The 20,601-nt window shown below is 67.2% G+C and carries 16 protein-coding genes; 4 read left to right on the top strand and 12 right to left on the bottom strand.

Translation table 11 applies throughout. From position 1 onward, the window contains the following. Positions 1-57: 57 nt before the first annotated feature. The 6 genes from MJO58_RS09655 to MJO58_RS09630 form a co-directional block, all read right to left on the bottom strand. Complete coding sequence (locus MJO58_RS09655; RefSeq protein ID WP_090608714.1) at positions 58-1,110, bottom strand: restriction endonuclease subunit S; 1,053 nt, start codon at positions 1,108-1,110, stop codon at positions 58-60. After that, positions 1,107-2,489, bottom strand: a complete 1,383-nt coding sequence (locus MJO58_RS09650) for a class I SAM-dependent DNA methyltransferase (protein WP_239722705.1) — start codon at positions 2,487-2,489, stop codon at positions 1,107-1,109. The genes MJO58_RS09655 and MJO58_RS09650 overlap by 4 nt, the downstream gene beginning before the upstream one ends. Further along, positions 2,486-3,724, bottom strand: a complete 1,239-nt coding sequence (locus MJO58_RS09645; protein WP_239722704.1) for a winged helix-turn-helix domain-containing protein — start codon at positions 3,722-3,724, stop codon at positions 2,486-2,488. The genes MJO58_RS09650 and MJO58_RS09645 overlap by 4 nt, the downstream gene beginning before the upstream one ends. A 41-nt stretch (positions 3,725-3,765) precedes the next feature. Next, positions 3,766-4,467, bottom strand: coding sequence for a cell division protein DivIVA (locus MJO58_RS09640; RefSeq protein WP_239722703.1), 702 nt, complete (start codon positions 4,465-4,467; stop codon positions 3,766-3,768). Positions 4,468-4,579: 112 nt separating this feature from the next. Then, complete coding sequence (locus tag MJO58_RS09635) at positions 4,580-5,065, bottom strand: dihydrofolate reductase (protein WP_090601276.1); 486 nt, start codon at positions 5,063-5,065, stop codon at positions 4,580-4,582. Continuing rightward, positions 5,062-5,862, bottom strand: coding sequence for a thymidylate synthase (locus MJO58_RS09630; RefSeq protein ID WP_239722702.1), 801 nt, complete (start codon positions 5,860-5,862; stop codon positions 5,062-5,064). Before MJO58_RS09630 ends, MJO58_RS09635 begins: the two co-directional genes overlap by 4 nt. A 98-nt stretch (positions 5,863-5,960) precedes the next feature. Here MJO58_RS09630 and MJO58_RS09625 point away from each other — a divergent pair, with 98 nt between their 5' ends. Further along, positions 5,961-6,710 carry a dienelactone hydrolase family protein gene (locus MJO58_RS09625; RefSeq protein WP_239722701.1) on the top strand — a complete coding sequence of 250 codons (750 nt, stop codon included), beginning with the start codon at positions 5,961-5,963 and terminating at the stop codon, positions 6,708-6,710. Here the strand turns inward: MJO58_RS09625 and MJO58_RS09620 are convergent. The 4 genes from MJO58_RS09620 to MJO58_RS09605 are packed head-to-tail and all read right to left on the bottom strand — an operon-like array spanning position 6,707 to position 11,005. Then, a complete protein-coding gene (locus tag MJO58_RS09620) occupies positions 6,707-7,936 on the bottom strand; it encodes a glycosyltransferase (protein ID WP_239722700.1) in 1,230 nt (409 codons plus the stop codon). The two genes, MJO58_RS09625 and MJO58_RS09620, sit on opposite strands and share 4 nt — an antisense overlap. A gap of 5 nt (positions 7,937-7,941) precedes the next feature. Further along, entirely contained in the window at positions 7,942-9,039 is a 1,098-nt protein-coding gene (locus tag MJO58_RS09615; RefSeq protein ID WP_239722699.1) for an acyl-CoA dehydrogenase family protein, read from the bottom strand. After that, a complete protein-coding gene (locus tag MJO58_RS09610) occupies positions 9,036-10,226 on the bottom strand; it encodes an acyl-CoA dehydrogenase family protein (protein ID WP_239722698.1) in 1,191 nt (396 codons plus the stop codon). The genes MJO58_RS09615 and MJO58_RS09610 overlap by 4 nt, the downstream gene beginning before the upstream one ends. Then, complete coding sequence (locus MJO58_RS09605) at positions 10,223-11,005, bottom strand: SDR family oxidoreductase (RefSeq protein WP_239722697.1); 783 nt, start codon at positions 11,003-11,005, stop codon at positions 10,223-10,225. Before MJO58_RS09605 ends, MJO58_RS09610 begins: the two co-directional genes overlap by 4 nt. A 128-nt stretch (positions 11,006-11,133) precedes the next feature. Between MJO58_RS09605 and MJO58_RS09600 the strand changes: the two genes are divergently transcribed. Then, the gene (locus MJO58_RS09600) at positions 11,134-11,463 is read left to right on the top strand and encodes a PE-PGRS family protein (RefSeq protein ID WP_239723210.1); all 330 of its coding nucleotides are present in this window, start codon (positions 11,134-11,136) and stop codon (positions 11,461-11,463) included. A 20-nt stretch (positions 11,464-11,483) separates the two neighbouring features. On the opposite strand, the gene MJO58_RS09595 is transcribed toward MJO58_RS09600, so the two are convergent. Then, complete coding sequence (locus MJO58_RS09595) at positions 11,484-14,708, bottom strand: acetyl-CoA carboxylase family protein (protein ID WP_239722696.1); 3,225 nt, start codon at positions 14,706-14,708, stop codon at positions 11,484-11,486. Beyond that, positions 14,705-16,237: a class I adenylate-forming enzyme family protein gene (locus MJO58_RS09590; RefSeq protein ID WP_239722695.1), complete on the bottom strand. Its 1,533-nt coding sequence runs from the start codon at positions 16,235-16,237 to the stop codon at positions 14,705-14,707. The genes MJO58_RS09595 and MJO58_RS09590 overlap by 4 nt, the downstream gene beginning before the upstream one ends. A gap of 37 nt (positions 16,238-16,274) precedes the next feature. Here MJO58_RS09590 and MJO58_RS09585 point away from each other — a divergent pair, with 37 nt between their 5' ends. Further along, the gene (locus MJO58_RS09585) at positions 16,275-17,108 is read left to right on the top strand and encodes an acyl-CoA thioesterase domain-containing protein (protein ID WP_175364391.1); all 834 of its coding nucleotides are present in this window, start codon (positions 16,275-16,277) and stop codon (positions 17,106-17,108) included. Positions 17,109-17,416: 308 nt separating this feature from the next. After that, positions 17,417-20,572, top strand: coding sequence for an ATP-binding protein (locus MJO58_RS09580; RefSeq protein WP_434086322.1), 3,156 nt, complete (start codon positions 17,417-17,419; stop codon positions 20,570-20,572). Positions 20,573-20,601: the final 29 nt, after the last annotated feature.

The raw sequence follows: 20,601 nt of genomic DNA, 5'->3' as shown, positions 1-20,601 counted from the left end.
TACCTTAGCCCGGCGACGATGCGCGCCGCGGGGCGGCGGGAGGAGGAGCCGGGCAATCTAACCCAGCCGGGCCTTGCCCGACATCAGCAACGGCAGCAGGGCGTCGCGGAAACCCGCCAGCCGCAGGGATTCGCCGCGCCGCGCGTGACACAGCGCACCCGCAGCGGTGATCGTCTGTGCCGCATCTGCGGTCAGGCGCCTTACGTCGCGCACCTCGACATCCATCAGATCTCGCGACGAGATGCGTTGGCGGCTAGTCGACGTTCCGGCGGCCTGCTGCTGCAGTCGCTGCGAGACGTCGGATTGGGCTACCGCGGCCCACAGCGCCGAGGCATCGACGCCGTTGGGTGTGAGCACGGCGAATTCCGTACTCGCCACTGCCATTTCGGAGGGCAATTGCACGACATTCCAGATACGCGGAATCCGCGGGTTGAGCTTGGCGAACAGCACGCACGGTTGCGACAGCTCGAACTTGCCGCTTTTCACCCTCGCCCGCTCGACCAGCCGCGCGGTGGCGCCGTCGTCGAACGCCGGAAGACTGAAATGCGCGACGACGCCGTCGAATTGCCGCGGTTTGCGAACGGCCGTGGAGAGTCGCGCCAGGCTCGACAGAGGTACGTGGTCGCGGATCGGCTCGACGAGGCCCAGCATCAGCCGCTCGGCAGCCTCGACCACGCGTTCGTTGGCCGCCACTTTGTCGTCGAACGCGCCGAGCAGTGCGGCAATCCGTTGCCGCTGGCGTCCCGGGACGGTCCGCACCGAAACGTCGCGCAGAATCGCCTGATTGAGCAGCGGTTGGCCCGAGCCGGCCCGGTGATCGCCCAGCCGGCAGGTTTGCAGTGCGTAATACCAATAGCGGGTCTCGGCAGGCTCTTTGGCCCGGCACACCAGCGCGTTGTCGGTGACCCACACATCGGAATCGCAGTACCGCAGGCTGCCGCAATACGATCCGACGCGACCGAGCACGATCAGCGGGCCACTCGCGTTGGACTGTGCCGCATACCCGATCGCGCCGTTGGCACCGTAGACGGGAAACCGCCCATCGGGCACCCGGACCGGCGCACCGCTTCCGGTGCGGAAGTCGAGGTACTCCCCCAGCGTCGCCTTCAGCACAAGCGACGCACCTGCTCTCGCACCACCGTTTCCATTCGCGCGGATTCATCCAGCGCCGCCAAAAGGTCCCGGGTCAGCCGTGCGATCTTCTCGTCGGCCGGCTCCGCGTCCTGGGCGGCTGTCGGTGTACCGACGTAGCGCCCCGGCGTGAGCAGGTAACCCGCGGCGGCGATGTCGTCCAGCGATGCGGACTTGCAGAATCCCGGAATATCCTCATATATAGCACTTTTCGCCGACGGCGACCCGGACCAGGCGTGGTAGGTGTCGCTGATCCGGATGACCTCCTCATCGGTCAGCGCGCGTTGCGCCCGATCGACGAGATAGCCCAGCCCGCGGGCGTCGATGAACAGCACCTGGCCCGAGCGGTCGCCTTTGTCCATCGCAAAAAACCACAGGCACACCGGTATTCCGGTGCTGCGAAACAGCTGGGCGGGCAGTGCGATCATGCAGGACACCAGGTCCGCGTCGACGATCCGAGCGCGAATATCGCCCTCCCCGATCGCATTCGACGACATCGAGCCGTTGGCCATCACCACCCCGGCCCGACCGCCCGGTGCCAGCTTGGCCAGGATGTGCTGAATCCAGGCGAAGTTGGCGTTGCCGGCCGCGGGAACACCGAAGCGCCACCGCGGATCGTGCTCGTCGCGGGCCCAATCCTTAATGTTGAACGGCGGGTTGGCCATCACGTAGTCCATACACACGCCGGAGTGCAGGTCGTCGACGAACGTGTCACCCTGGGCCAGGCCCGCGTTGTCGATCCCGTGAATGGCGAGGTTCAGCTTCGCCATTCGCCAGGTTTGTTCGACGCCCTCCTGACCGTAGATGCGGACGTCCTTGGGGTCGCCGTCGCGGGCGGCGACGAAATTCTCGGTCTGCACGAACATGCCGCCGGAGCCGCAGCACGGGTCGTACACCCGCCCGCGCGCCGGTTCCAGCACCTCCACGATCAGTCGCACCACGCTGGGCGGGGTGAAGAACTCGCCGCCCCGCTTCCCTTCCGCACGCGCGAAATTGCCGAGGAAGTACTCGTAGACCTCCCCCATCAGGTCCCGGGGGCCCGGCCCGTCCAGTCGCACGTTCGCCAACAGCTCGACCAGCTCACCGAGCCGGCGCTGGTCGAGATCTTCGTAGATCCGCGGCAGCAATCCGGCCAGGGCCGGGTTTGCCGCCATCACCGCGCCCATCGCGTCGTCCACGAGCCGGCCGACGCTAGCGGATTTTGCGTTGTCCACCAAGGTATTCCAGTGCGGCTCGGAAATATGCTTGAGGAACACCAGCCCGAGCACGACGTCCTTGTACTGACCTGCCGACAGGGATCCGCGCAACTTGTCGGCCGCTTTCCACAGCGTTGCTTTGAGCTCCTTGGATGGCGTCATCCGCCGACCCGCTTGGTGGCAGTGCGCAATTCCGTGGCCAAGTCGCCGCGGCCCGAGACGGTGACCCCGCCCAGGCCAAGCCACGACGCCATCGACTCCAGCTCGCCGGCCAGCGCGGCGGCCACCCGGGAGCGCGGCACTCGATCGGCTTCGGCGGGCTCGCCGAACGCACCCACCACCCGCAGCGTGTCGGCGGCACGGTCGGCCTTCAGATCGACCCGCGCCCTCAGCTCGCCGTCCACCAGCAGCGGCCACACGTAATAGCCGTACCTTCGTTGCCGGGCCGGCACATAGATCTCGATGCGGTAGTGGAAATTGAACAGCCGCTGCACCCGGGGCCGGAAAAAGATCAACGGGTCGAACGGGCACAGCAGCGCGGTGCCGCGATCCAGCCGGGGCACGCTGCGACCGGCGTGCAGATACGCGGGCGCGGACCAGCCGTCGACCTGCACCCGCTCGATCTGGCCGGCCGCGATCAGCTCGGCGATCGCCGGTTTGACCTGCTGCGCGGATAACCGGAAGTAGTCGCGGATATCGGCCTCGGTGGCCACGCCCAGTGCGCCGGCCGCGCGCAGGCTGAGCTCGCGGATGGCTTCGGCGTCGTCGACCTGGCGGGCCAGCACGTCGGCCGGCAGCACTCGTTCCACCAGGTCGTAGTGCCGGGCGAACCCGACCCGGGTCGCGGTGCTGAGCACTCCGGCGGCGAACAGCGCTTCGGCCACCCACTTGGTGTCGCTGCGGCTGCCCCACCAGCTTCCCCGGGGCCCCGACGTTTCGGCCTCGAGATGGGCCTCGATCTGGCCGGCGGTGCTGGGCCCGAGTTCGCTGACCGCGTCGACGATCTTGTCGGCGAGCTTCGGGTTGGCCTTGACGATGTGGGTGCCCCACCGGCCGTGCCGGTACTGGCGCATCCGCCAGCGCAGCAGCGGCCAGTCGTCGACGGCCATCAGCGCGGCCTCGTGCGCCCAGTACTCGGCGAGCAGTCGCGACGAGCGTGGGCCCCACGCGGCGCGGTCCAGCACGTCGCGGTCGTAGGGACCGAGCCGGCTGAACACTGGAGCGTAGTGCGCCCGCACCGCCACCGAGACTGAATCCAGTTGCAGCACTTGGATTCTCGAGATCAGTCGGCGCAGGTGGGCACGAGTGATCTCGCCGCGGGGCCGCGGCTCGGTAAACCCTTGGGCCGCAACGGCTATCCGCCGGGCCTGCGCGGCGGTCAGCCTCCTGCTCGACACGCGCCGAGAATACCGGTCAACCGGCCGCCCTCAGCGAAGGCTCACCCCGCGCTGACCTTCTCGTCCGCGGATGCCGCGGCGTCGGCCTTCGGCGGATTCTTCTGTTCGTGGTACGCCGCCTCGAGTGCGGCCGGAACCGTTTCCAGGTCGCGGTAGACGCCCATCAGCTGTTCGAGCACCTTGATCCGCTGGTCGCATGCGGCGTTCACCGCGCGCCGGGCCTGCTCACGATCCCGTTCGACTCGCTCCTTGGCGTCGGCAAGCAGCTGCTCACGCGCCTTTTGGGCGTCGTCGCGCATGCTGGCCAGTTCGGCCTCGAGCGTTTTCCTGGTTTCGCGGTACTCGGCTTCCATGGCCTTTTGCTGCGCGGCCAAATCCGCCAACACCTCGCGGTGCTTTCGTTGCTCGGCCTCGATTTCCGCTTCGGCCGCCGCGATCAGCGCCGCCGCCTCGGCCCGTGCCTCGGCCTGCATCTCGGAAATCTCCTCGACGGCGCGGCTCAGCATCTTTGCCATCCGCTGTTGCATCGCGTGCGGCGCGGGTGAGGTGTCGGTGAGCGCCGCGACCTCCTTGCGCAGTGCGGCCGCTTCCTCGCCGGAATCCCGCAGCCGGGCCCGCAGGCTCTCGACGTCGTTGTGCAGCAGATTCTGCTTGGTGGTCAACATCTCGATGTGCGCATCGACCGCGGCCGCGTCATAGCCCATGAACTTGCGGCCGAATGCCATCGCCGGTTCGGTGATCACTGCCGATTTCCCCTCCCTGGAAATTCCGTAAACCGCCTCGCGCCGACCCCACCGACCCCGTCGAGTATGTCAGGCCCGACCACTGACGCAGACGCGCCGCCGGGGCGAGCGCTCAGGACCGACGATAGCTGTGGAACCGATACCGCAGGCCCGAGCGGCTGACCTGCCATTCGCCCGTCTTGCCGACCCATGTCTCGTCGAGCACCGGCGCCAGCGCGTCCTCGTCCTCGCGGATCAGGTCGATCTCGATCTCGGTGACCTCGCATCGTGCGGCGTGCGGCAACGCGAGCTGGTAGACCTGGGCACCGCCGATCACCCAGGTTTCGGGGTCGGTCAGGGCCGTGTCCAGGGAGTCGACCACTTCGGCTCCGTCGGCGACGAAGTCGCTGCGGCGGGACAGCACGATATTGCGGCGGCCGGGCAGCGGCCGCACCCTGGCCGGCAACGAGTCCCAGGTCAGCCGGCCCATCACCACCGTGTGGCCCACAGTCACCTGCTTGAAGCGGGCCAGGTCTTCGGGCACGTTCCAGGGGATGTCGCCCTTGCGGCCGATGACACCGGATGTGGACTGAGCCCACACCAAACCGAGGTGCGTCATACAGCGACGGGAGCTTTGATCGCCGGGTGCGGGTCGTAGTTCTTCACGACGATGTCGTCGTAGGTGTAGTCGAAGATCGAATCCCGTTGGGCCAAAACAAGTTCCGGATACGGCCGCGGATCGCGACTGAGCTGCGTGCGCACCTGCTCGACGTGGTTGTCATAGATGTGGCAGTCGCCGCCGGTCCAGACGAACTCGCCGACACCCAGGCCGGCCTGGGCCGCCATCATGTGGGTCAGCAGCGCATAGCTGGCGATGTTGAACGGCACGCCGAGGAACAAATCCGCGCTGCGCTGGTAGAGCTGGCAACTGAGCCTGCCGTCGGCCACGTAGAACTGGAAGAACGCGTGACACGGCGGCAGGGCCATCTGCGGGATTTCGCCGACGTTCCAGGCCGAGACGATGTTGCGCCGGGAGTTCGGGTCGGTGCGCAGCAACTCCAGCGCGGCGCTGATCTGGTCGATGTGCTCACCTGACGGGGTCGGCCAGGATCGCCACTGCACGCCGTAGATGGGGCCGAGATCGCCTGTGTCGCTGGCCCATTCGTCCCAGATCGTGACGCCGTGCTGCTGTAGCCAGCCGACGTTGGAGTCGCCGCGCAGGAACCACAACAGCTCGTAGACCACCGATTTGAGGTGGACCTTCTTGGTGGTCAGCAGCGGGAAGCCGGACGACAGGTCGTAGCGCAACTGATGGCCGAACAGGCTGCGGGTCCCGGTGCCGGTGCGGTCCGATTTGACCGAACCCGTCTCGAGGACCAGCCGCAGTAAGTCCTCGTAGGGCGTGGGGATCGGCACGCGGAAAGCTTAGCGGCGATCGCAAGCGCGGCGAAGCCGGGCGCGGCGGGTCGACGCCAAAAAATCTAGCGGCGATCGCACGGAGTAGAACGGGTGCCATGCCGAACATCACCGACACCATCACCACCGCCGACGGGACCTGCACGGTCCATCTGTTCACCCCCGGAGGTCCGGACACCCAAGCCCCCCACCCGGGCGTGATCATGTATCCCGACGCCGGCGGAGTGCGCGACACCTTCCAGCAGATGGCGGCCAAGCTGGCCGGATTCGGTTACACGGTGCTGCTGCCGGACGTGTACTACCGCGACGCCGGCTGGGCCCCGTTCGACATGGCCAGCGTGTTCGGCGACGAACAGGAACGCAAGCGCCTGTTTTCGATGATCGGCAGCCTGACGCCGGACAAGATCACCAGCGACGGCCGCGCGTTCTTCGATTACCTGGCGGACCGTCCCGAGGTGTCCGGTGAACGCTTCGGCGTGTGCGGCTACTGCATGGGCGGGCGAATCTCGGTGATGGTGGCCGGCCGGATTCCCGACCGCGTCGCGGCCGCGGCGTCCTTCCACGGCGGCGGCCTGGTCTCTGACACCGCCGACAGCCCGCACCTGCTGGCCGAGAAGATGACCGCCACGGTCTACGTCGGCGGCGCCGAGAACGATGCGTCGTTCACCCCCGACCACGCCGAACAGCTTGACAAGGCGCTGAACGCGGCCGGCGTGCGGCACACCATCGAGTGGTACTCCGCGGCCCACGGCTTCGCGGTCCCGGACAACGCGCCCTATGACGAGGCCGCCGCGCAGCGGCATTGGCAGGCGATGACGGAGCTCTTCGCGTCGGCGCTGCCGCGCTAACGCTTTGCCTGACTCACCGCGTCGAGCAACAACCTGGCGGCCACCGCGGCGCCGTCATCGCGGGTCATGGCCGCCACCGCGTTCGCCCGGGCGCGGGTCTCGTCGGTCAGGACCATCTCGAGCGCGGCCGGCAGCGAGCCCGGCGGCGGCGTCGGGCCGTCACACGCGGTACCGATGCCCAGCTCCGCCACCCGGCAGGCCCAATACACCTGGTCGGCCCCCTGCGGCACGACGAGCTGAGGCACGCCGGCGCGCGCCGCCGTCGTCGTCGTGCCCGCGCCGCCGTGGTGCACGACGGCGGCCACCCGCCCGAACAGCGCTTGCTGATTGACCTCACCGACGGCCAGGCAGTCATCGCGGTCGTCGATGGGGACCAGCTCGGCCCAGCCGTGCGACAGCAGCACCCGCCTGCCCTGGGCGCGAATGGCCTCGATCGCCATCGGGACGACGTCCTTGGAACCCCACAGCGGCATGCTGCCGAAGCCCAGATACACCGGCGGCGTGCCGGCGTCCAGGAACTCCTGCAGCTCGGCCGATAGGGGGCGTTCGTCGCGCAGCACCCAGGCGCCGGTTTGCACAACGGGCAGATCCGCGAGCGGCTGCCACGGGCCAAGCGTCGGGTCGGCCGCCAGCCACGGGCGGTTGGTGTAGGCGTAGCCCCGCACGTCGTCCACCGGGGCCAGACCGATCGCCGCCCGGTGACTGTTGAGCGTCGGACCGAACAACATGTTGGCGTTGTGGGCGTTGTGGTTCCACATCATCCGGTGGTCGATCTCGCTGGTCCCCATTGCCCGGCCGACAAACTCCGGCGGCGGGTGATAAGGCGACGGCAGGTGGGTCGGGTGATAGCTGCCGTAGACGTAGTGGATGCCGAGTTTCTCGGCCACCGAGCGTGCGCCGGCCGCCGTCCAGACCAGGGCGGTCGCCACTATCGCGTCGCACCCCTGCGCCGCGGCAGCGACCGTGTCGAACTGCGCGGCGAGCAGACCCAGCACATGCGCGCGCACGTCCGCCTCCGAGGACTGCGCCGCCGCGGTTGTCATCGCGCGCACCGACGGACCGAATCCCACCAGCGGAATCCCGAAAGCGGCTGCCCGCTCGGTGAATTCGTCGTCTGGCGGCGCGCACACCACTGCCTGGGCGCCGAGTGCCCGCAGCTGCACCGCGACTGCCAGCAGTGGTTCGACGCCGCCGCGCGTGTCGTACGTCGACAACAGCACCCGCATGGCGATTACGAGATCGGCAGGTCGACCAGAGCGGCCAGCCGGGCCCGATGGCGGTAGGCGGTGCCGAAGGCCAACTGATCGCTCTTGGCCCGCTTGAGGTACAGATGGGCCGGATACTCCCACGTCATGCCGATGCCCCCATGCAGCTGCACACACTCCTCGGCCGCATGCACCGCGATACCGCTGCAGTAAGCCTGCGCTACGGCCGCGGCGATGCTCGCGTCGGGATCTTCCCGGGCGCAGGTGTCCGCGGCGTAGCGCGCCGCGGCCGTCGCCGACCCGACCTCGAACCATAGATCCGCCAACCGGTGCTTGATCGCCTGGTAGGACCCGATCGCGCGACCGAATTGCTTGCGCTGCTTGACATAAGCCAGCGTGGTCTCGAAACACCACTGCGCCACCCCGAGTTGCTCGGACGCCAACAGCGCGGCACCAGTCTGCAGCGCCGCGGCCACCGCCTCACCCGCCGGCCCGACGCGGATTGACGGCGTCGCCGAAAACTGGACATTCGCAAGGGGTCTCGTCATATCCAAGGCCAGTAGCGGTGACACTTCGACCCCAGCCGCGCTACCGGAGACGGTGTGCAACTCGAGGCCGTCGGTGCCCGCGACCGGCACCACCAATACGTCGGCCTCGGCGGCGCCGGCCACGCTGCTGACGATCCCGGTCAAACCGTCGGTGCCGGCGCTCACCCCCGCGACCGGATCGCCGGGAGCAGTCGACAGCGCAACCACCAGCGCGGCGGTCTGCTCCCCCTGGGCCAGCGCGGACAGGGTTTCGGTGTCGCCGGCACGCAACAGTGCGACCGTCGCGAGCACCGCGCTGGACAGAAACGGCACCGGCGCGACCGCGCGACCGATCTCCTCCATCACCACCGCGGCCTCGCGGGCACTGGCGCCCGCACCGCCACGCGACTCCGGCACTAGCAGGCCGGCTACCCCCAAGTCACCGGCCAGCAGCCGCCACACATCGGAAAAGTCCTGTGGCGCTGAATCATACGCCCGGGCCACCAGCTCGGGTGGGCACCGGTCGGCGAACAGGCGACGAACGCTATCCCGCAGGGCGTCCTCGGTGTCGGAGTACAGCAGATCACCGATGCTCATCGAACCCCCTTTTCCAGGTCCGACCACGGCCTGTCCTTGTCGACGCGGTGCTCGCCGGGTAGCCCGAGAATTCGCTCGGAGATGGTGTTGCGCAAGATCTCTGACGTACCCCCCTCGATCGAGTTGCCCCGCGCGCGCAGATACCGGTAACCGGGTTCACGACCGACCAGGTCGACCGTCTCGGGTCTGCGCATGGTCCAGTCGTCGTACTGCAGTCCCGCCTCGCCGTGCATTTCGATCTCGAAGCCCGAGATCGCCTGCGCCAGCGTCGCAAAGGCGATCTTCATGCCCGCGCCCTCCGGCCCGGGCTGACCGGTGCTGGCCTGCTGCCCCAACCGTTCGCCGGCCAGCCGCAGCACCTCCGCCTCGACCCACAGACGCATCAGTTCGTCGTGCATAGCGGGATCACGCAGTGCGGGCTCGTTTCGCCACACTGTGGCCACCTTGCCGATGTGGCCGCTTTCGCGGGGCACACCGGAACGAGAACCGATCGCGACCCGCTCGTTGTTCAGTGTCGTGGTCGCGACCCGCCAGCCACCGCCTACGGGGCCGAGCCGATTCGCGTCGGGCACCCGGACATCGGTCAGGAACACCTCGTTGAATTCGGCCTCGCCGGTGATCTGGCGCAGCGGCCTGATCTCGACGCCGGGTTGGGTCACGTCACACAGAAAGTAAGTCAGGCCAGCGTGTTTGGGTACCGACGGGTCGGTGCGGGCGACCAGGATAGCCATCTGAGCGTTCTGCGCCTGCGACGTCCACACCTTCTGACCGTTGACGATCCAGTCGTCACCGTCGCGGACCGCGCGGGTGGCCACCCCGGCCAGGTCCGATCCGGCACCGGGTTCGCTGAACAACTGGCAATAGATCTGTTCGCCGGTGAACAACGGACGCAAGAACTTTCGCTTCTGCTCGTCGGTGCCGAAGGCCGCGATCGTGGGCGCCGCCATGCCCATGCCGATGTAGTTCTTCACCGTGCCGCCCACCGGCGCGCCGGCCGCGGCGAGCTGCGTGTCGACGTACTCCTGGGCTTTGCGCGGCAGGTCCAAGCCGCCGAACCCCGGCGGCAGGTGGACCCAGGCCAGCCCGGCATCGAATTGCGCGCCAAGGAAATCGCGTGGGTCGGTGGTCGCCGGGTCGTGCTCGTCCAATAGTGCCTCTACCCGCGCATCCAGATCTTCGCTACTCACCGGTCGTCCTCGGGCCGCATTTGGAAGCCCTGCGCGCCGCCCAGCAGTAGGCCCCCGTCGATCACCATCGTCTCGCCGGTGATCCAGCTCGCCGCGTCGGAGACCAGGAACGCGACCGCGTTGGCCACGTCGACGGGCTCGCCGATGCGACCGAGCGCGATCTGCGATGCCAATGGATCCTCGTGGTCCTTCCACAGCGCCTCGGCCAATTTGGTGCGAACGACGCCCGGAGCGATGGCATTGACTCGCACGCGCGGCGACAGCTCCAGGGCCAGTTGTTTGGTGACGTGGATCAGCGCTGCCTTGGTGGCGTTGTACATCCCCATCGCCGGCGATTGATGCAGCCCGCCGATGGACGCGGTGTTGACGATGGCGCCACCGTGCTCGCCCATCCATGCCTTGACCACCAGCGATGTCCACAGCAATGGTGCCCAAAGATTGACGTCGAAGATCTTGCTGAACCGCGCGTGATCCTGGTCGATCAGCGGACCGTACGCCGGGTTGGTACCCGCGTTGTTGATCAAAACGTCGACGCTGCCGAACTTTTCCAGGGTGAGCTGCACGCAGTTGCGCGCGGCGTCCTCATCGACCGCGTGAGCACCGACGCCCAGCGCCCGTTCCCCCACTTCAGCCGCGGCCGCGTCCGCCGCTTCCTGTTTGCGCGCGGTCAGCACCACATTGGCGCCCGCGGCCGCCAGCTGTTGCGAAATAGCCAGCCCGATTCCGCGCGAGGCCCCCGTGACGATCGCAGTACGGCCGGTCAGATCCAGTGTGGTCATCGTTGTACACCTTTTGTTTTGTGGGGCCCGAGTTAGCGAAGAACGTCGATTGCAATCAATTTTCATCGAGAGGTTTTATCCGCACGCGTGCGTGGTATGCGAGTCGCATGTTAGCGAAATTGACCCTCCTGAAACCACTAGTCATCGGCGGCGCTGTTGCTGCCGCGATCGCCGCTGCACCAATGGCCGCGGCGGATAGTTTTGCGACCGCCCCGGCCATGACCAGCCCGGCGCCCACCCACATCGTCTTCAAGGACGACCCGGGCGGCGGCGGTTGCGACGCCAACGGCAACTGCGGATCCGGTGGCCAGAACGGCGGCCCGGGCGGCGGTCCGGGTGGGCAAGGCTGCGTGCCCGGCGTCGGCTGCGGCTCCGGCGGCCAGAACGCCGGCCCGGGTGGCGTTCCGGGCGGCACCGGATGTCTGCCCGGCGTTGGCTGCGGATCCGGCCACGCCTGATAACCCTTCGACACGACCCTTCAGACTCCCAACCTGGTGATCCAGGCCCGGGAGTCTGAAGGGTCGATTACGTCGTCCAGCTCGAAGGTCGTGGCGGCCCGCAGTGCCTTGCCGTGTTGGTAGGCCGCCGCGACCAGCTTTTCGAATAGTTGCTCGCGCTCGCCGGCATCGGCCGCCGCGGCCAGCTCCTTGGAATAGCCCAGGCGCACCGCGCCTTCCAGACCCATGCCGCCGATCTCCCCCGTCGGCCAGGCGACGGTGAACTGCGGGGCGTGAAAGGAGCCGCCCGCCATGGCCATTGCGCCTAATCCATACCCCTTACGCAAGATGATCATTCCGAGCGGCACGGTCAGCCGGGCACCCAGCACGAACATCCGGCCGAACCGGCGAACCGCGGCCTGCTTTTCCGCGTCCGGTCCGACCATGAATCCCGGTGTGTCACATAACGAAATCACCGATAGCCGAAACGATTCGCACATCGTGAGAAAGTCGCCGGCCTTGTCGGCGGCCTCGGCATCGATCGCGCCGCCGAGGTGATGACTGCTGTTGGCCAGCAGTCCATATGCCACACCTTCGACCCTCACGAGTGCGGTCACGATGCCGACGCCGTAGTCGGGGCGCAGCTCAAGGACGGAGCCGATGTCGACGATGGACTCGATCGCGCGGCGCACGTCGTAGGCGCGTAACCGGTTCTCCGGCACCACATGTCGGGCCAGACGCGGCTCGGGCGCTGCCCAGTCGCCGACGCTGCCCTGAAAATACGACAGATACTGCTTGGCCAGCGACACCGCGTGCGCCTCGTCCCGCGCGACCAGGCTCACCACCCCGTTGTGGCGCTGCACGTCGATAGGGCCGATCGCATCGGGAGGGTATACCCCGAGCCCGCCGCCCTCGATCATCGCCGGCCCGCCCATCCCGATGTTGGCGTCCGGGGTCGCGATGATCACATCGCACACCCCGGCCAGTGCGGCGTTGCCGGCGAAGCAACGCCCGGACACGATGGACACCAACGGCACCCGACCGCGCAGCCCGGCGAGCGCTCGAAACGTCGGCACGTCCAGCCCGGCCGCCCCACCGACGTCGGTGTCTCCGGGCCGCCCGCCGCCACCTTCGGCGAACAGCACCACTGGTAACCCTTTTCGAGCGGCCACGTCGAACACCCGGTCCGTCTTGGCATGGTTGCGCATGCCCTGCGTTCCGGCCAGCACGGTGTAGTCGTAAGACACCACGACCGCCTCGGCGGCAGCCCGCCCGAATCGGTCGGCGCCGATGGTCGCCAAGCCGGCAACCAGACCGTCGGCCGGGGTGTTGGCAATCAGATCCTCGTCCGTGCGCCGGCTGCGTTGCGCGGCGATGGCCAGCGCGCCGTATTCGACGAAGCTGCCGTCGTCGATCAGGTCGGCGATGTTCTCCCGGGCGGTGCGACGGCCCTGCCTGTGTCGCTTGGCGACCGCCGATTGGCGGCCCTCGTCAAGGGTGAGCAGGTGGCGCCGACGGACCTCGTCCAGGTCGGCACGGGGCTGGTCGAGATCGACAGCGGCGCTGGCGGACTCGCCGCCTCCGCTGTCCCCGGTGAGTGCGAAGACCACCAGCGGGTCTCCGGTTCCGACGACCTGGCCGGGCGCCACGAGATTGCGGACTGTGCACAGCGCGTCCGGCGCGACGAGCACATGCTGCATTTTCATCGCTTCCAGCACGACCAGTTGATCACCGGGCGACGCCTCGGTGCCCTCGGGCGCCATCTCCACCACGGTGCCGGCCAGCTGGGCACGCAGCGCCTCTTCACCGGGATACAGCTCGACGGAGGCCATCCGGATGTCATGCTCGTGGGTCAGCGCCGCGGCCGCCAGCGCGGGAAGCTTCGCGTCGAGGAAGTTCGTCGTCACCACACCCGACTCAATCTGGCTGTCAGACAACAGCTCCTGCAGGAAATTGATGTTGGTCCGGACACCCTCTACCCCGAATTCGGCCAGCGCGGTCCGCGACTTACGCAGCGCTGCGGCGAACGAGGATCCGCGGACATGGGTGACGACCTTGGCCAGCAGCGAGTCGTAGCGCGTGCTCAATGCCAGGCCGGTACGGCCGAAGGTATCCACCCGGACTCCGGGACCGCTCGGTGGCGAAAACACCGTCAAGGCACCCGCCGCGGGCACCACGCTGCCGTCCGCCGTCAGGGTTTCCATGTTGACCCGCGCTTGTATCGCGATGCCGCGCCGGGCAGCGGGCTCGCCGATGACTTCCTCACCGTCAGAAGCGATTCCGGACGGCAACCCCAACTCGTAGTAGGAGGCGCCGCCGGCGATGGCGAGCTGGGCGGCCACCAGATCGACCCCGGTGGTTTCCTCGGTGATCGTGTGTTCGACCTGAATGCGGGGGTTGATCTCAAGGAAGACGAATTTTTGACCGGTGACCAGGAATTCGACGGTGGCCAGTCCGCGCAGACCGGCCCGCCCGCACAACCGGGCCGCCGCCAGATGTAGCTCGCGGCGTAGCGTATCCGAAATCCCTTGTGCGGGAGCTATTTCAACGATCTTTTGGTAGCGCCGCTGGATGCTGCAGTCACGATCGCCCAGCGCAAGTGCATGCGTTCTCGGCCCGGCCGGCGCGGCGACGATCTGCACCTCGATATGCCGGGCGTCGTCGACGAGCGCCTCGGCGAACACGGCCGGGTTGCCGAATCCCCGTTGCGCCTCCGCCGCACACTGGCGGTAGGCGTTGTCGATCTGATCCGCGCTGTCCACGCGGCGCATCCCGCGTCCACCCCCGCCGGCCACTGCCTTGATCATGACCGCCCCGCCTCGAGCGGCGAAAAATGCCCGGACATCCTCGACGCTGCTGGGCCCGTCGGTCGCCGGCAGCACCGGCACACCCGCGGCCATGGCGGCGGCGCGTGCCGAGGATTTATTGCCGACCGTCTCGAGCACATCGGCATCCGGCCCGATGAACGTGTAACCGGCGGCCGCGCAGGTACGAGCGAATTCGGCGTTCTCGGAAAGGAAGCCATAACCCGGATGAATCAGGTGCGCGCCGGCGTTTTTCGCCGCCGCCAGAATCGCAGACTGGTCCAGGTAGGCGTCGGGTCCGCTGCCCGGCAGACCAATCGCTTCGTCGGCCGCATGCACGTGCGGGCTCTCGGCATCGTCTTCGGCGTAGACCGCAACCGTCGGCATGCCCAATTCGGTTGCGGTGCGGATGATCCGAAGGGCGATCTCGCCTCGGTTGGCGATCAGCAACGTCGCATTCATCGCAGCGGTTCGCCCCATTGCATCGCGTTGCGAAGCTTGGCTTTGAGCAGCTTTCCACCGGCATTGCGTGGCAACGCTTCTGAAGCGATTGTGACGTACTGCGGAACCTTGAAGTCGGCGAGTTGTGCACGGCAATGCTCGAGCACGGCCGACACGTCGATCTGCGCCTCGCCGCCGAACAGCACGGCTCCGACCTTTTCTCCCATCACCTCGTCGGGCACCGCCAGCACACAGGCATCGGCGACGTTGGGTGCGCCCAGCAGCACCCCCTCAACCTCCACGCTGGAGACGTTCTCGCCGCCGCGGTTGATGATGTCCTTGAGCCGGTCGATGATGTGCACCCGGCCCGCGGCATCGACCCGGACCACATCGCCGGTGTGCAGCCACCCGTCGACGATGGTGGCCTCGGTGGCCTGGGGCCGGTTCCAATAGCCGGCCGTGATGTTGGCTCCGCGCGCCACCAATTCGCCAACACCAGGATCGTCACCGCCGGGGATCACGCCGAGATCCACCGATGGGACCGCGTAGCCGACCGAGTCGGCGTGCTCGATCGCATACGAGTCGGGTAGCACGGTCAACAGGGAGGCCGACTCGGTCATGCCGTAGCCATTGAACACCGTGGCCCGCGGGAACGCGTCCTTGATCGACCGCACCATCGAAGGCGCGGTAGGTGCGCCACCGTAGCCCACCCAGCGGACGCCGGACACATCCGTAGTACCAAATTGCTTGTGCCGCAACATTAGAGAGTAGATCGCTGGAACAGTCAACAGCTGTGAGATACGCTCGGCGGCCACCGTGGCGATCAGTTCGTCCAGATTCAGCGCCGGCAGGATCACCGAGGTTCCCCCCGCCCGGATGGATACCAAAAGCTGTGTGTTGCAACCGGTCACATGAAACAGCGGAACCGAGATCAGGGTGCGCATCTCTTCGCCGAGGTCCGGTGGAATTCCCGAGCACCGGATCGCATTCTCGGTGTTGACGACAAACGCCTCGTGGGTGGTCGGCACTCCTTTGGGGTGCCCGGTGGTCCCCGAGGTGTAGAAGATCGCGGCCGCGTCGCCACGCGTGAGTCCTTCGGCGACATAGGGTTGGGCGTCGGGCAGCGGCGTGCCCGCCGCCAGATCCACCAATGCCCCGGAATCGGACAACACGAAGTCGACCTCTGGCTGCGCCGAGCGCGTATTGACCGCCACCGCAATGCCGCCGGCCATCACCGTGCCCCACAATGCCAACACCCAGTCGACGCCCGCGGGGTAGCGCACCGCGACACGGTCACCGCGTCGCACACCGGCGGCCCGCAGCCCACCAGCGACCCGCGCGGCGCGGTCCCAGAGCTGCCGGTAGGTCAATCGCCGGCCGCCCACTTCAACCACTGCCTCGCTATCGGGACGCTGGGCCACCTGCTCGGCCAGCATGTCGAGCAGCGTGGCCGGCAGATCGTCGTAGCGCGGGATACCGTCGCGTTCGCGGGAGACGCCCGTCGTGGCGAACGGGTTGTGCTCGCGCGAAATTTCGATCACTGGAGGCATGCCCGGTCCTTACTATCCGGTGTCCTATCGTGATGCGGTGACGATCGACGATTCCGCCATCATGCCCGAGGCGTTCTTCACTGTCGACGGCGACTCCTACATCCCGGGCCCGCTGACGAAAGGCCCCTGGGGCGCGGCGATGGGCGGCCAGATCGTCGGAGGCCTGTTGGGTTGGGGGATAGAACAATCGGGCATCGATCCCGACTTTCAGCCCGCCCGCCTGACCGTCGACCTGTTGCGACCCGTGCTACTGCGGCCGGTGCGGATTCAGACCTCGATACAGCGGGAAGGCCGCCGCATCAGGCTGATCGACGCTGCCCTGATTCAGCGCGGCGAGATCGTCGCACGGGCCAGCGCGCTGTTCCTGCGCCGCGGCGATCATCCCGACGGCCAGGTGTGGTCCCTGCCGGTGCAGATGCCCGAGCTGCCGACGTCCTACGACGGCTTCCCGGCCGACATGCCGTTTCTCATCTGGGGATACGGGGCCACCTTCGAGGGCAGTCCCGGCATCGCCGCGGGCGAATGGGAGCAATCGCACGCCCAGAAGTTCGCCTGGGCGAGGCTATTTCGCCCGATGGTGCACGGCTACCCGCTGACGCCGTTTACCCGTCTGGCCTTCGCCGGCGATATCACCAGTTCGCTCACGCATTGGGGCACAGGCGGATTGCGCTACATCAATGCCGACTACACCGTGACCGCGAGCCGACTGCCCGACGGCGAGTTCATCGGGCTCGCTGCCCAAAGCCACTACGGCGCGGCCGGTGTGGCTACCGGCGCGGCGACCCTGTTCGACTGCCACGGCCCCCTCGGCACCAGCTCCGCACTGGCCGTAGCCCAGCCCGCCGACGCGTTCCAACCGACCCACACGTAGTGCGCCATACGGACAACCTCCGCACAGGACCAGCGGGGTCAACCCCGGTTGCCGGAATCAGGAACACCTGACCAGGCGCGGAACGCCCGAAATGGGTCCGCGGCGAGCGTTGTTGGGCGAGTTATTGCCGTAATGGTTGTCAGTACTTGTCGCATTTTGAGCTGTACGAGGCACCACTGCGCAAGGCCGCAGAGTCGCAAGGCCATTCGCCTTGCGAATTCCACCTATATATTCCGCGCACGACAGTCGCTTTGAGGTTACGCTTTCGACGTATTGTTCAGGTGGTACTCCGGGATCGGTGGTGCTGCATGCCGGTTACGTTCGCGTGCATGATCTGCAGCGCAGAATTGCGGCCGAACGCCAAATTCTGCGACGAGTGCGGTGGGCCGGTTGCGGTGTCGAGCACCCCGGCCGAGTACAAGCAGGTGACGGTGCTGTTCGCTGACGTGGTGCACTCGATGGAAATCGCGGCAGCGGTCGGCGCGGAGCGTTGGCGCGAGATCCTGACCGAGCTACTCAACCGTTCGTCCACGGTGGTGCACCGCTACGGCGGTCGGGTCGACAAGTTCACCGGCGACGGCATGATGGCTGTGTTTGGTGCGCCGGCGGCTTTGGAAGATCACGCGCTGCGGGCATGTTTGGCCGCGCTCGCCATTCAGGATGAGGCCAAGCGGCTGGCGGTTGACGTCGACCGCCGCGACGGTGTTGATCTGCAACTGCGGATAGGGCTGAATTCCGGCGAGGTGATTACCGGTCAGGTCGGTTCGGCTGCGTTGGGCTACACCGCAATTGGTGAGCAGGTGGGGATGGCTCAGCGGATGGAGTCCGTGGCTCCGCCGAGTGGTGTCGTGCTCAGCGAAACCACTGCGCGGCTGGTCCAGGGCGCGGCGGTGTTGGGCGAGCAGCAGATGATGCGCATTAAGGGCGACGGCGTGGTGCCGACGCGGCGGCTGCTGGGCGTGGCGGCGCAGCGCCAGCAGGCCGGTCCGTCGTATTCAACGTTGGTGGGGCGTGAGTGGGAGTTGGGCACACTGGCGGCGATGCTGGATCGGTCGATAGCTGGACGCGGGTCGGTGGTCGGTGTGACCGGTCCTCCCGGCATCGGGAAAACCCGACTTGCCCGCGAAGCCGTGCAGCTGGCGAAAGACCGTGACGTCGAGGTGTTTGTCACCTTCTGCGAATCCCATGCCAGCGACGTGCCTTTCCGGGTGGTTGCGCGACTGCTGCGCGCCGTAGGGCAGCTCAGTGGTCTGGACGATCAGACCGCGCGAGCGCGCGTGCGGGCGCAGTTTCCCGACGCCGACCCGCAGGACCTGCTGTTGCTTGATGACCTGCTGGGCATCGCCGATCCCGAGGTGGAGCTGCCCAAGATCGATCCGGACGCGCGGCGGCGGCGCTTGACCGCGCTGATCAACACGGCCCAGCTGGCCCGCACCCGACCGGCAATTTTCATCGTGGAGGATGCGCACTGGATCGACGAGGCCAGCGAATCCATGCTGGCTGACTTTGTAGCAGTGTTCCCCCAGACTCGCTCGTTGCTGCTAATCACTTATCGCCCCGAATACCACGGAGCCCTGCATCATGTCGCCGGTGCACAGACGATTGCTCTGGTACCCCTGAGCCAGTCGGAAACCTCAATGCTGGTCGCTGAGCTGCTCGGCCCCGATCCGTCCGTCGATGAGGTCGCCCAGATCATCGCCGCGCGCTCTGCCGGTAACCCGTTTTTCGCCGAGGAAATTGCACGTGAGCTCGCCGAACGTGGCGTGCTAGTGGGGCAGCGTGGCGGCTACGCGTGCCGCACCGATGTGGCAGCGGTCGGTGTGCCGGCAACGCTGCAGGCGGCAATCGCTGCGCGCATTGACCGGCTCAGCCCGGCGGCCAAACACACCGTTGCCGCGGCAGCGGTCATCGGGTCGCGGTTCAGCTACGATCTGCTGGCAAGCCTGGGCATCGATCCGTGCGTCGACGAGCTGATCAACGCTGAGCTCATCGACCAAGTGCGGTTCACTCCCCGCGCCGAGTATGTGTTTCGGCATCCGCTGATCCGCACCGTGGCCTACGAATCGCAACTCAAATCCGATCGCGCCCAGATGCATCGGCAGCTGGCGACCATGATCGAAGCCCGCGAGCCAGAATCGGCCGAGCAGTACGCGGCGCTGATCGCCGAACATCTGGAGGCCGCCGGTGATGGGTACGCCGCATTCGGCTGGCACATGCGTGCGGCAACGTGGGCGACCAACCGCGACATCGCCGCCGCGCGTCTGAGCTGGGAGCGCGCGCGAAAGATCTCCGATGCGCTTCCCGCCGAGGACCCGCACCGCACGGTCATGCGCATTGCGCCGCGCACGATGTTGTGCGGGATCGCCTGGCGAGTCCATGCACATGCGGCAGGCGACCGCTTCGATGAATTGCGGGAGTTGTGTGACGCTGCCGATGACAAGGCGTCGCTGGCCATCGCAATGGCCGGGCTGGTGATGGATCACGCGCATCAGGCCCGGATGCGCGAGGCCTCGCAGCTGGCATCGGAAGCCTGGGCACTCGCCGAGTCGATCGGCGATCCGGCTTTGACGGTGGGACTGTCTACCGCGGCCATTTATGCCAAAGGTTCAAGTGGTGAGTTGGGTGACGTGCTGCGGTGGTCACAACGAGTCATTGACCTGGCCGACGGCGACCCGTCTAAAGGCAACTTCATCATCGGGTCTCCGTTAGCAAGCGCGTTTACGACGCGGGCTATTGCCCGTTATTGCCTGGGCCGTCCCGGATGGCGAGACGACCTTCGGCACGGCCTCGCCATGGCCCGCGGCGCCGACCCAATGTCATACGCGCTGGCCGTCGCCTACATCTACAACGCAGGGATACCGCTTGGAGTCCTGACGGCCGACGATCGCGCGGTGCGCGAGACCGCAGATGCCTTACGGATTGTCGAACGATCCGGTGATGATGTAGCGCTGGCCTACACCCAGATGGCCCTGGGCGTCGCGTTGGTGCATCGCCCAACGACTGCCGAGCGCGACCGTGGGCAGGAACTCCTGGCGGAAGTCGGCGACGCGTTCGCGCGCGGGGGACACAACCTGGGCGAATTACCAATCGTCAAGGTGTACTTGGCCCGTGAGAGGGCTAGGGGCGGCGATCACGATGACGCCATATCGCTGATGCGCGAGGGACAACGGCTGGCGTGCGGGTTTTGGAGGGAACGGGCGACGGGTGTTCTGATCGAGACACTGCTGGAGCGCGGGACGGAGGCTGACGTGGCTGAAGCCGAGGCTGCGGTCGAGCAGATGGCGGCCGCGCCAGCCGATGAGGCCCCCGTGATGCGCGACATCTGGCTGCTGCGACTACAAGCTCTACTGGCGCGGGCTCGCGGCGATGCCGTGGCTTATGCGCACTTCAGGGATCGACACCGTGAGACGGCGAGATCGCTTGAGTTTGACGGGCACGTAGCGTGGGCGGAAGAAACGCCATGACAGCGGCAACTCGGTGGCCGGACAGCGCT

Source organism: Mycobacterium lentiflavum, assembly GCF_022374895.2.
GTDB classification, from domain to species: domain Bacteria; phylum Actinomycetota; class Actinomycetes; order Mycobacteriales; family Mycobacteriaceae; genus Mycobacterium; species Mycobacterium lentiflavum.
Note: the sequence above shows the minus strand (reverse complement) of the source record. Positions and strands in the feature narration are given on the sequence as shown.